Origin of the sequence: Acinetobacter shaoyimingii (genome assembly GCF_011578045.1) — a bacterium.
Lineage (GTDB): Bacteria > Pseudomonadota > Gammaproteobacteria > Pseudomonadales > Moraxellaceae > Acinetobacter > Acinetobacter shaoyimingii.
This window is the reverse complement of the sequence record NZ_CP049801.1, coordinates 1622439-1634868: the sequence shown is the minus strand read 5'-3', so window position 1 is coordinate 1634868 and position 12430 is coordinate 1622439. Positions and strand designations below refer to the sequence as shown.

Annotated in this window: 14 protein-coding genes; 6 read left to right on the top strand and 8 right to left on the bottom strand. The window is 38.8% G+C overall.

What is annotated here, in order from left to right; all coding sequences use genetic code 11:
- Window positions 1-60: 60 nt before the first annotated feature.
- Window positions 61-1248 carry an O-succinylhomoserine sulfhydrylase gene (locus tag G8E00_RS07295; protein WP_166012874.1) on the bottom strand — a complete coding sequence of 396 codons (1188 nt, stop codon included), beginning with the start codon at window positions 1246-1248 and terminating at the stop codon, window positions 61-63.
- Window positions 1249-1388: 140 nt separating this feature from the next.
- On the opposite strand from G8E00_RS07295, the gene G8E00_RS07290 reads away from it, so the two are divergent.
- The 5 genes from G8E00_RS07290 (at window position 1389) to G8E00_RS07270 (ending at window position 5581) form a co-directional block, all read left to right on the top strand.
- Window positions 1389-2480, top strand: coding sequence for an alpha/beta fold hydrolase (locus G8E00_RS07290; protein ID WP_166226475.1), 1092 nt, complete (start codon window positions 1389-1391; stop codon window positions 2478-2480).
- A 78-nt stretch (window positions 2481-2558) separates the two neighbouring features.
- Window positions 2559-3428 (top strand): NAD(P)-dependent oxidoreductase, encoded by an 870-nt coding sequence (locus G8E00_RS07285; protein ID WP_166223193.1) that lies wholly within the window; start codon window positions 2559-2561, stop codon window positions 3426-3428.
- A gap of 80 nt (window positions 3429-3508) precedes the next feature.
- Window positions 3509-3775 carry a YARHG domain-containing protein gene (locus G8E00_RS07280; protein WP_166012872.1) on the top strand — a complete coding sequence of 89 codons (267 nt, stop codon included), beginning with the start codon at window positions 3509-3511 and terminating at the stop codon, window positions 3773-3775.
- Window positions 3776-3807: 32 nt separating this feature from the next.
- The gene (locus tag G8E00_RS07275; protein WP_166012871.1) at window positions 3808-4221 is read left to right on the top strand and encodes an HIT family protein; all 414 of its coding nucleotides are present in this window, start codon (window positions 3808-3810) and stop codon (window positions 4219-4221) included.
- Between the two features lie 268 nt (window positions 4222-4489).
- Complete coding sequence (locus G8E00_RS07270; protein ID WP_166012870.1) at window positions 4490-5581, top strand: porin; 1092 nt, start codon at window positions 4490-4492, stop codon at window positions 5579-5581.
- Window positions 5582-5622: 41 nt separating this feature from the next.
- Here the strand turns inward: G8E00_RS07270 and G8E00_RS07265 are convergent, their stop codons facing one another.
- The 7 genes from G8E00_RS07265 to ybaK all read right to left on the bottom strand — a co-directional run bounded on the left by G8E00_RS07265 (window position 5623) and on the right by ybaK (window position 11649).
- Window positions 5623-6387: an adenosylcobinamide-GDP ribazoletransferase gene (locus tag G8E00_RS07265; RefSeq protein WP_166223191.1), complete on the bottom strand. Its 765-nt coding sequence runs from the start codon at window positions 6385-6387 to the stop codon at window positions 5623-5625.
- Window positions 6384-6995 carry a histidine phosphatase family protein gene (locus G8E00_RS07260; protein ID WP_166223189.1) on the bottom strand — a complete coding sequence of 204 codons (612 nt, stop codon included), beginning with the start codon at window positions 6993-6995 and terminating at the stop codon, window positions 6384-6386. Before G8E00_RS07260 ends, G8E00_RS07265 begins: the two co-directional genes overlap by 4 nt.
- A gap of 43 nt (window positions 6996-7038) precedes the next feature.
- Complete coding sequence (gene cobT, locus G8E00_RS07255) at window positions 7039-8091, bottom strand: nicotinate-nucleotide--dimethylbenzimidazole phosphoribosyltransferase (RefSeq protein ID WP_166012867.1); 1053 nt, start codon at window positions 8089-8091, stop codon at window positions 7039-7041.
- On the bottom strand, window positions 8088-8609 hold the full coding sequence (gene cobU, locus G8E00_RS07250; RefSeq protein ID WP_166223187.1) for a bifunctional adenosylcobinamide kinase/adenosylcobinamide-phosphate guanylyltransferase: 522 nt from the start codon (window positions 8607-8609) through the stop codon (window positions 8088-8090). The genes cobT and cobU overlap by 4 nt, the downstream gene beginning before the upstream one ends.
- A gap of 1 nt (window position 8610) precedes the next feature.
- Window positions 8611-9240 (bottom strand): 2'-5' RNA ligase family protein, encoded by a 630-nt coding sequence (locus G8E00_RS07245; protein WP_406741456.1) that lies wholly within the window; start codon window positions 9238-9240, stop codon window positions 8611-8613.
- 251 nt (window positions 9241-9491) lie between these two features.
- Window positions 9492-10754 (bottom strand): MFS transporter, encoded by a 1263-nt coding sequence (locus tag G8E00_RS07240; protein WP_166223185.1) that lies wholly within the window; start codon window positions 10752-10754, stop codon window positions 9492-9494.
- 427 nt (window positions 10755-11181) lie between these two features.
- Window positions 11182-11649: a Cys-tRNA(Pro) deacylase gene (gene ybaK / locus G8E00_RS07235; RefSeq protein ID WP_166223183.1), complete on the bottom strand. Its 468-nt coding sequence runs from the start codon at window positions 11647-11649 to the stop codon at window positions 11182-11184.
- 139 nt (window positions 11650-11788) lie between these two features.
- Between ybaK and G8E00_RS07230 the strand changes: the two genes are divergently transcribed.
- Window positions 11789-12427, top strand: a complete 639-nt coding sequence (locus G8E00_RS07230; protein WP_166223181.1) for a CDP-alcohol phosphatidyltransferase family protein — start codon at window positions 11789-11791, stop codon at window positions 12425-12427.
- Window positions 12428-12430 lie beyond the last annotated feature (3 nt).

Here is a 12430-nt window from a genome sequence, read left to right as displayed (position 1 = left end):
CCGAACATAAATTTCAATTTTAAAATCAATATATAACGTATTTTCAATTGACCCGTTTTTTTAAATTAGGTCTAGACCACGTTGAATATCACGAATAATATCATCAATATCTTCCAAACCAACAGAAACACGAATTAAACCTTCAGAAATTCCTGCAGCTTGTTTTGCTTCCGCTGACATTCTGCCATGAGAAGTCGTCGCTGGATGAGTAATTGTTGATTTAACATCACCCAAGTTACTGGTAATAGATAAGAACTGAGTATTGTCAATCACTGTCCAAGCACCTTGGCGCTCACCTTTAACAACAAATGACACCACACCACCAAAGCCTGACTGTTGTTTTTTCGCTAGCTCATGACCTGCATGGTTAGGTAAACCTGCGTAGTATACTTTTTCAACTTTTGGATGAGCATCTAACCATTCAGCCAATTTTTGTGCACTCGCACAATGCGCCTTCATACGCAAACTTAAAGTTTCTAAGCCTTTCAAGAACACCCAAGCATTGAATGGACTCATAGAGTTACCCAAAGTACGAATTACACCGTTGATTTCCTCAAGCAACTTATGGTTACCGACAACAGCACCACCTAATGCACGACCTTGACCATCAATATATTTGGTTGATGAATATACAATTAAATCAGCGCCAAATTTGATTGGTTGCTGCAAAATGGGCGTACAGAACGTGTTATCTACAGCAAACAATGCACCGTGGGCATGTGCAATATCTGCAATGGCTTGCATATCACCGACTTGAGCCAATGGGTTAGACGGTGTTTCGATAAACAATAAGCGAGTGTTTGGTCGAATGGCTTGTTTCCAAGCATCCAAATCTTCTAAATCAACAAAAGTGACATCGACACCAAATTTAACAACGTACTTTTCGAACAGTGAAATAATTGAACCAAATACAGCACGTGAACATACAACATGATCACCAGATTTGAGATAGGCCAAGGTCACGGCATGAACCGCTGCCATACCTGAACTCGTTGCAACAGCACGTTCTGCGCCATCGAGCACGGCTAAGCGCTTTTCAAAAGTATGTACAGTTGGATTGGTATAACGAGAATAAGTATTGCCCTCAATTTCACCCGAGAATTTTGCAGCGGCATCGGCTGCATTTTCACATACGAAAGAAGAAGTTAAGAAAATTGGTTCGCTGTGCTCGCCTTCAAATGTGCGATCATGACCAGTACGAATAGCTAAGGTATCAATGTGATATTCAATGTCGTTTTGCTGGCTCATTGTCATTTATCAGTCTGTCGACTGCCTTTGTAAATAATTGCCAACATTTTGAGCGTCTACAGTATTTAAGGTCAAGGTATAATGTGAAAATATCGCTTACACTTCGAGCAAATCACACCAATATGAGTCACTCCCACCCCATGCATCACCTTAAACGTAAATTTAGAAACCAACGGCTTAAGTTAAAGAATCTGTCTACCCGTATTTTTTATGGCAAGTCTCTGGTTTTGTCACAAGCCACAAGCTATGACGTGATTGGTGAGTACAAACAAAGTAAAATTCGCTACTACGCTGCTGAAAATAAAAAATACCAAGAACCCTTAGTTTTTGTCGCACCACTGGCAATCAAAATGGATATTTATGATTTATATCCTTATCGATCACTGGTTAAATACTATACCGAGCAAGGTTTTGATGTTTATTTAGTTGATTGGGGCAAATTTGGTTATAAAGATCATCATTTAAGTTTTATCCATTTCATTGATGAAGCCATCCCAAGTTGTATCGATCAAATCCGTAGCCATTCAAAGTCAGATCAGGTTTCTTTACACGGTTGGAGTATGGCTGGGGTTTTCGTGATGTTGTATACCGCATTACGTGAACCAAACTATGTGAAAAATTTGATTGTGCTGGGTTCACCTGTAGACAGCTATGCGTCTGGCAGTATTGGTCGACTTTATGAACGGGTCAACACACTATTAGAACGCCATCATCTTTTACAGCATAAAATTTATCAAGGTGCTATTCCAAAACGACTGACACATACGCCCGGCATTTTAAATGCGATTGGCTTTAAAATTTTGGATCCAAAAGGTTGGTATGAAGGTCATAAGCAATTGTTGATGAATTTGGACAATACTAAATTACTCCATGAACATGCCACATTGGGATTTTTCTTAAACCATATGATTGACTACCCTGGCGGAGTTAATCAGGACATGCTGTTAAATATTTGGTTAAGAAATCCACTCAAAAACGGCGTTATCGAATTACAAGATAAGAAAATCGAATTAAAAAATATACGCTGTTCGCTCTTGGTGGGTGCAGGTCGCAGCGATCAAATGGTGACTGCGGATGCTGTTAGACCATTGACTGAATTGACAAATAGCCCAGATGTCACGTTTACTCTTATCCCTGGCGGGCATTTAGGTCTCATGTCAAATCAAAATAGTGCGGATGAATTTTGGCCAAAACTTGCAAATTGGTTGGCTGAACGTTCAACACCAATTTAATTTTGATTCAGACTAAGATCCTAAACAGAATCAACTTCCTGATTTGAATTAAATTGAATAGTGAAATAGAGAAAAAACATGACAACAGTTGCATTTATCGGTTTAGGGGCAATGGGCTATCGTATGGCAGCTCATTTACCAAAGCACTTTGACCAAGTTTTGGTATGGAACCGTAATTTTGAAAAAGCCAAACAACATGCAACTGAGTTTGGTACTCAGGCTGTATCATTGGAGCAAGCTGTTCAAGCAGACATCATTTTCTCTTGCTTACCCACCAGCCAAGATATTATTCATCTCATTCAACCGCTTCAGATCAAATCAGGTTCAATTTGGGTAGACTGTACCAGCGGTGTCCCCGATGCTGCACGTGAGTTAGAAGCGCTCTTGAAACAGCGTAATATTGCCTTTTTAGATGCACCTGTGAGTGGTCAAACCATTGGTGCTGAAAATGCGACTTTAACGTTTATGGTCGGTGGATCAGAGGCTGCATTTAATCAAGCGCTACCTGCAATGCAAGCCATGGGTAAACTCATTAAACATGTGGGTGCATCGGGTGCAGGATTTGCAGTGAAAGCCGTGAATAATATGATGATGGCCGTTCACCTTTGTGCTGCTGCTGAAGGTTTTACCACGTTAAAAGCTCACGGCGTTAACTTAACTGAGGCATTGGATTGTATTAATGCATCAAGTGGTAAAAGTGGAGTCACAGAAAATGTACTCCCACAACGCGTGCTTAATCGTAAATTTCCACTGACATTTGCCCTCCCACTCCTAGCGAAAGATACTGGCATTGCGGTTGACTTAATCCGTCAGGCTAAATTATCAGCACCTGTTATTGGGCTGACCCAAAGTCTTATACAGGCTGCAAATGATACTTCTGAGCCTGACAGCGACTTCTCTGCGGCAGTAAAGATGTATGAATTATGGAGTAATATTACACTCGAATAATTTTTAATCATTGAAATCCTTAGACTTGGACATATAATGTATTTAAGTGACAATCGTATATGTCCTATTGAGGGTAACTCATGAACAAATTATTTATTGGTTTAATTACTGCATTTTCAATGTCTTTCGGGGTAAGTGCTTTTGCTGATAATGCAAAAGATTGTGAAAAACTCAAAGACGAATACAACCTGATTTATGCTGCCAAAGGTTTCTGTTTTAAAGATGCAGACGCCAAAGCAAAATTTGGTAATGAAAATTGTAATACAACTAAACCAAAATTTTCAGAGAAAGAGCAACAAAAGCTTGACTCGATCAAAGCTCGTCAGAAAGAATTGAACTGTAAATAATAAGGTTCAAGACTGTGAGCAAGGATTTAACAATGACCTACGATGATCAAAACATATTTGCACGAATTTTACGTGGTGAACTTCCTGCAATCAAAGTGTATGAAGACGATCAAGTACTCGCTTTTATGGATATTATGCCACAAGCAGAAGGTCACACTCTGGTGATTCCAAAATCACCTGCTGTCACCTTGTTGGATTTAGATCCACAAGTTGCGGCATACACGATTCAAATTGTGCAAAAAATTGCCCAGGCCATTGAAAAAACACTCGATGCCAAAGGGATTGTTTTGATGCAACTCTCAGGTGCATCAGCAGGTCAAACTGTACCTCATGTACATTTCCACCTCATTCCAAGTTCAGTGCACGAACTTGGAAAACATGCAGCTGCAATGGGTGATCAAGATAAAATTAAAGCACTCGCTGAGAAAATCAAAGCAGCACTTTAATGAGTAGATGTAGACAAAATGGAGCTTAGGCTCCATTTTTTATGTGCAAAAAAATATGAAAAATCTCATGATAATCAATCCATGCTCCACAAATAAGCACTCAATAAAACCAATACTATTCATCTAAATATTTAATAAATCTGAAATATTTTCTTAATCTTTATGACTTATTTGTTCCCAATACTAAGCCTATCGAAATGCTGACAAATATGAACAGCAAATGATTTCACCAACTTCAAATGAAGAAAAAAGGTTTAATGGAGCAAGTATGAATAAAACAATTTATATGTTGGTAACTGGGGCTGTTTTACTTTCACCTGTGTTGGCTCAAGCTGCAGATGTGAAAATTTATGGGCGCGCGAATATTACCTTAGACTATTTAGATGATGGCAAAAACTACGATGTATTTACGGTTACATCAAACGCATCTCGACTTGGTTTTAAAGTCGATCATCAACTACAGAATGGGATGACCGCCTTTGCTCAAATTGAGCAAGAAATTAATTTTGCAACAGGCACCAATGATTCTAAAGCCAACTCGTTCGCAACACGTGACACCTTTGCAGGGATTCGTAGTGATCAGTATGGTCAAATCCGAATTGGTCGTTTTGATGGCCCGTTTAAAATTGCACGTAGCCCGATCAATTTCTTTGGTGATATGTTGGGAGATATGCGAAATCTAACCCGTGCAGGCAGTCTTCGTTTCGATGAACGTAATGACAACACGGTTGAATATAAATCACCAAAATTTGGCAACGGATTTAACGTGCTTGCGGGTATATCTATGCAGAATGGTGTACAAGTGAATCAACAAGCCAATGGTGATGAACTGAGCGACACCAAAGCTTATGACATCGCATTAACTTATAAAAAAGGTCCGTTTGACTTAGCTGCTGCTTATGAAAAATTCGAAGAAAATGCATCCAATTCATCAGCAACGACCGCACGTGATGCAGTGCGTGTTGCAGGTGCTTATAAAGTTTCAGAAGCATTAAATATTGGCGGTCTATATCAAAATTCTAAGTACGACAAAAATACTGCAAACAATGTCGATGCGCAGATTTTCGGTATCGCTGGCGAATATAAAATAACACAGAAAACCTTAGTCCGCGGTCAATATCTCTACCGAGATGTCGATACCAATGAGGCTAACTCTAGTATGATTGCCCTGGGTCTAGAGCATAAACTTGATCCAGCATTTCGTGTCTATGGCAATATCGCAACCGTGCTCAATGATGACAATGCCAATCTTGCACCATGGCGTGAAGGTCGTGCCAATGCCAACGCTTCATCACCAATTTTGGCTGCAATGGGTGAAAATGCGTATGGCGTATCTGTCGGGATGCGTTACGATTTCTAACTTGATCGATGTCTTAAAAAAACACACTTCGGTGTGTTTTTTTATTCAAGCCAATAAGATTGAAAATCTAGATATTGAATCGCAATCGCAAAGGTCATTACAGCGATCGCTTCTATTATTTCAATACTCGCTCCTACGGTATCCCCTGTAATTCCACCTATTCTTTGTATAAATTTATGACGTAGATAAATCACAGTAAAAATAGCCACGACGACAGATATAAAGCCAATCAACGAAAGCATTGTTCCAAGAAATAATTCTGAAACAAGAAGCAAAAGTACCAAAGGTTTCGATAAAAATTCTGTGATGGACGACCCTAAACCTTTTTCACGAACATAAGGTGTAGAGATAAACAAAAATAAAGGCGTTAAACGACCTAACATAGGAATAATAATGAATGGCAGTAAAACGTGCTGTTCAAGTAAAACGTATATTGCAGACCATTTGATCAAACAGATAATGATCAAGCTGAGCACCCCTATCGGTCCACAACTCGGATCTTTCATGATACTTAAAGTACGCTCTTTATCCCCAAATCCCCCTACCCAAGCATCCGCAGTATCAGCCAATCCATCTAGATGCAAGCCCCCTGTGAGCCAAATCCACACCACTAAAATCAAACTACTCAACAGAATGATGGGTATCGCATGCAAAACCAAGGCAACACCGAACAGTATTAAACCAATCAATAATCCAACCCAAGGATAAAACAACAACGATCGTGCATTTTGCTGTTTTGAAGGCATGGCTTTGAGTTTCACAGGAAATGTGGTTAAGAACTGAAGTGCAATCCAGAATGATGTCATGGTTTTGCCTCCAAAAGCTCCAGTCTTAAATCATCATGCAAAATGAAGCTGCTAAGTTGTCCTAATTCGGCACTCATCTTCAATAAGTCATCTAAAGATTGATTCAACGCTAAACATTTTAAAAATTTAATCACACCACCATGGGTAATGACTAATGCTCGCTTGGAGTGCTGTTGTTGCAATTGCACTGATAAATCAGCGAATCCCATTAAGACACGAGCATGAAAATCCTGCATGGATTCAGCATTCGGTGGGGTAAATTGAGTGGGAGTTTGCCAAAATTGTGCAAGTTGTTCGGGAAATTGTTCATAAATCCATTGCGTCGATTTCGCTTCCCAATCACCAAAATGCATTTCCTGTAAATTGTCATTGATAAAAAGCGGTAATGCATGTTGAACAGCGATGTGCTGTGCAAATACTGCACAGCGTTTTAAGGATGAACTGATCACCATGTCCCACACAGGTTGATCTAATCCAAGAGCAAAGGATTGATCTATCGTGTGTTGCATTTGTTGCCAACCCAGCGCTGTCAAAGCATCATCTGTTGAACCTCGCAAAGTGTGGCTCAATTCGGTTTCGCCATGACGCAATAGATCAATCCTATACATAAGAATGTCCTAAATCCTTTTCAATAAAGCCCGTACGAATAAGTTAGACTTTTTCACCAATCACAGCGGCTTCAGCAAACGTTGCCATATTGTTATGTAAACTACATGCCAATTTAATCAATCCTAATGCAGCACCAGCACCACTACCTTCACCCAGACGTAAATTCAATTTCAAAAGTGGCTGAGCCTTCAATTCTTGTAATAGTCTTACATGCCCATATTCTGCTGATTGATGCCCAAAGAGCATCCATTCACGTACCTGCGGATTGAGTCGAACAGCAACCAGTGCTGATGCAGAACTGATAAAGCCATCTACCACTATCGGCAGTCCAATTTGCGCACAGCGAATGTACGCCCCTGTCATGGCTGCAATCTCTAAACCACCTACGGCGCATAAGGCTCTAAATGCATCATTTCCAACATAGTCTTTGTGCAGTCCGAGTGCTTGATCAATCACGTTTTTCTTGTGTGCAAGCTGTTCAGCGCGAATGCCTGTACCTACACCTGTTAATTGCTCAGCAGGTTCATTCAATAAAAAACATGCCACAGCAGATGCCGAACAAGTATTCCCTATGCCCATTTCACCAGCAACATAAATTGAAGCTCCTGAACGATAGGCTTTGTCAGCACTCTCAGCACCTAAACGCATTGCTTCAGCACATTGTGCTTCTGTCATTGCCACAGATTTTGCAAAATTGGCTGTGCCTGGCATAATGCAATGACGCTCTACTCCTTTATAATCATATGTATCACCTACAGAGCCACAATCAATCACTTGTAAAGTGGCATTGTATTCACGTGCAATAACGCTGATACATGCGCCCCCAGTCGTGAAGTTTTGCAACATTTGACGTGTTACAGCTTGCGGATAAGCTGAAATATTTTCTTCCATGACGCCATGATCGCCTGCAAAAATCGTAATCCAAGGATAATCAATATTCGGACGTGGATTATTTTGTAAACTGGCTAAAAGTACTGCGGTGCGTTCTAGTTCAGATAAAGATCCTGTTGGTTTGGTCAATTGTAATTGACGAGCTTCTGCCACATTTTTTGCTGTTTCACTCGGCGCTTTACACGCATCTAACCACCAACTCATTCTTTCTCTCCTTTTAAAATCATTGGAAACCCTGCAACACAGAACATGACTTTATCAGCCAACTGGCCTAACTGTTGATGCAAACGTCCCGATTCATCGACAAATTTTCGGCTGATTTGTCCCATAGGTACGACACCTAAGCCTGTTTCATTACTGACTAAAATCACGTTCGATTTCAGCTGTGGTAAAACTTGAAATAATTTTTGAAACTCAAGCTGTTGTAATTCTGCATCTTCATGCATAAGCAAATTACTCACCCACAATGTCAAGCAATCCACCAAAATCACATGTTGCTCTTGATCGATCTCTTTTAGGACATCCGCTAGATGTAATGACTCTTCAATCAATGCCCATTGACTCGGTCGTTGATGTTGATGGTGTTGAATGCGCTCGACCATCTCATCATCAAACGCTTGAGCTGTTGCTACATAAGTCACAGGCATTTTTAGCGCAACGGCGATTTGTTCAGCGAGTCGACTTTTGCCAGAGCGAGCACCACCTAAGATAAGTTGCATCATTTTAATGAGTTCCTAAATTAAATTGATGACGGCTCAATAAAGGGCCTTGTAAGACTTGAGCCTGATAGCTTCCAAATGTGATGTGATCTATCTGAAGATGAAATTGTTGCTGTTTTAATGTCGAGATACGCTGAAAAACTTCATCACTACTAACAGTATTTTTATACAGCCCCAATGTAATGTGCGGACAGTAATCTAAGGGGGCAATTTCATCGGTAGATTTGGATAAAAGTTCTCGAATCAATGTTAAAACATTGTGCTGATCTTCAATCTCAACAAATAATGCACTTTCAAAACTGTTGATATTGACCGTGCTTAGCTGGAATTTCGGTAATCTGGCTTGAGCTAGATCTTGAAGATGTTGTTGGAATTGTATTTGAGTGAAATCATCATCATGCTGTTTTATATGCTGTGTCAAAAACCCACAGATAAATAAGGTAATATGAAATTGGCGCGTATTCGGCGTGTAGAGTAAATCTGAAAAATAATCTCGAAGGTACTGAAGATAAGCAGATAATGCAGGATCTAAAATGTCCAAATACCACAATGAAAAATCAGAGCGCCCTTTGTGCCACTCTGGATAATCATGATCAAAGCTTGCCACAACAGGCATTCCGGGTTTTAAAAACACTGATTTTTCGCATTTAACTTCATTGTGCTATTTAAACATGAATCAAATGTCGATGCGCATGTATCCATATAGATCTACACATACTTTTATTCAAGTTTTCCTGAATTTCATTCAGTCTGATGTTTTTTAAAACAATAGCCACAGAAGACCAAAATTTATCATTCTAATACAACGATAGATTAGGCAAATCCATATCATTCATATAGAGCAAAGAACCCAATGGTTTTCAAACATACAATATAAATCAGTTTTTACAATTTGAGTGCTGAGCTTGAAAACACTTTTTTATTCAATACAAAACATAAACTCAGAATCAGCATCAATACCATGATCAACATATATGGCAAAGTTTTATACCAATGATATAACAACGTACTCAATACAGGTCCAATCACAAAACTTAAAGCTTGTGTAGCCGTGCAAAGACTGGCGATTTTAGCTTGCAAATGCTGAGGCGCAGATTGGGCAGCGCCCGTGGTAAAAGCAGGCAGCAAGCAAGCCACACTTATACCATAAAGCACATAGGCTGATTGAAAGACCCAAATCTGCTGCGCAAACAAAGTCGTTGTAATACCCATGAGCATCATCACCAGTCCCACCCACAATAACCTTTGCAGCGACCAATGCAACCACTTAGAAATTGCGGTTTGCATCAATACCAATGTAACGCCCACAATCAGTGAACACTGAGAAAAATAAACCGCACTCTGATGTGGTGTAACATGAAACTGATCTTGGATATAAAAGCCTGAAGTTAAATTGACTGTTACAACAGCAATATATAGAACCAATCCCAATGCGAACCAAATAAAACTTTTGGAAAATGAAAAATCTGTTCGGGTTGATTGAGCATTTGAAAAATGAAGTAAATCATCCTTAAAAGATTCAGAACTATTTTCAGAAACAATGGACGATGTCATTACATTGGAATGATTTTCTTGATCAAATTTCCAAAAAATTAAAATTGTAATGACAATAAAAATAACCAAACTCAACCATAACGGAGCAAGCATGCCCCATACCAATAGAACCGTGGTTAAAAATGGCCCAAATATAAGCCCGAGACTATTCAAAGCGCCAAATTTTGACATTGTTTGACTACGTTGCTTTTCATCAGCAAAACTCGTCATCACATACGTCTGTAAAGCAATTTGCGGCATGGCCATAAATATGCCAGATAAAGCTCTAACCAACAGTAATAAAGAAAATAATATAATCAAACTGATATGTGCAGACATTCCATATGACAGTAGTCCTGCAAATAAAGCCCAAGTAATGGTCATGCCTAGAAAACCGATACTAAGCAGTTGATAGATGTTCAAACGATCGTGCTGTTTTGAAATCACCACGGCAGAAATCACCATGAGTAATGCACCCACCGAAATGAGCGCTCCGCCTTGCCACTCTTGCATGTGCAATTCACGGATCAGCGGTGCAAGTAAAGGCAAGATCATGGAAATACTCGCGCCATTGGCTAAACTGGCCGCTATAAAGATATTTTTATTTTGATTCATCCATCATTTCTTATTCGATCAACTATTTTAATGCCCTGTGTTTAAACTAAATCCTTAGAAAAACAAAAAGCACCCTTTGGTGCTTCACGTTTTACGCTAAATTTCTATAAATTAATATTTCATTATGTAGCGTTATGCCTTTAATTTTTTTTCCTAAGATTATGCTATCTAATCATTCAATCATATTTTAGCATCTCATCTCATCTCATCTCATCTCATCTCATCTCATCTCATCTCATCACATTACATTACATCTAACATGCTCTAAAGCATGACTTAAGGCATAACAATAATTTAATTAGACTCTGTAACCGATACCGTTCTTGTTTTTAGAAAAGTTTTATTTATCTTATATACCCGAAATCATAAAGTTTTATGATCTCGTTCAAATTGTTTTAGAGGATTTTTAAATGTATAGAGTGATAAATTAGGAATCTATCACATCAATAAATTGCGCATTTAAAACTTGTGCTAAATCTTGGGGTTTTAAACCAATATCTAAACCACGTTTTCCCCCACTGACATACATTTTTTCCAACGTTTCAGCTGAAGCATCAATGACAGTTTTCAGACGTTTCTTTTGTCCAATTGGGCTTATTCCACCGACCAGATATCCAGACAAACGCTCTGCATCTTTAGGATTTGCCATTTGAAGTTTTTTACAACCAAAGGCAGAAGCAACTTTTTTTAGATTCAGCTGATGATCTACTGGTAAGATTGCAACAAAATAATTCTTTTCATCTGTGACCATGAGGGTTTTAAACACCTCTTCCACTTTCAAACCCAGTTTTTCTGCAGCTTCGAGTCCAAAGCTTTGTGCATTGGCATCATGTTCATATTCATGTATTGAGTATTGTATTTTTTGACTTTTCAGGATTTTACAAGCCGGAGTCATCTGTCCATCACCTTTTGACAAGTTAACTTATTATAAAAGTTTTATCAGATATGGTCACATTACTTAGGCTATTTTTTTGAGTTGTTTTTATTCAAATAAAATGCTTAAAATACAATCAAATATTTTATAAATGATAAGAATGCCATCTATATATCAATTAAAACCAGCCTTTCAAAATTTATTAAGACCTTGGGTAAAAAAACTGGATCATCTAGGGGTGACAGCCAATCAAGTGACTTTAGTTGCCATGTTTATATCGATCGCGTTGGCATTATTTTTATATCAATATTATTTAACTCATCCACCATCATATCTGTTGTTGCTCTTTCCAATTTGGATGCTCGTCCGTATGGCATTCAATGCAATCGATGGCATGTTGGCGCGAGAGTTTCATCACCAATCTAAACTTGGGGCTTTTTATAATGAATTGAGTGATGTGATTGCGGATACTGCTTTATATTCATGCCTAATGACTTTTAGTTTTATCGATGCAAAATTACTGCTATTGGTAACTTTCTTTGCCATATTGTCTGAATATACAGGTGTTATGGCACCTTTGGTGGGTGCAGAACGTCGTTACGATGGTCCAATGGGGAAAAGTGACCGTGCATTTGCTTTTGGTTTTTTAGCCACGTTCATTTTTGTGTTCAGTCTCATTTCAAATCGAAGTGATATTCTGAGTTATATTATCAATGGCGTGCTTGCAATCATGCTCATCTTACTGATGATGACCATATATAACCGTATAAAAAATAGTATTCAAGCTTCAAGTATATAAAAA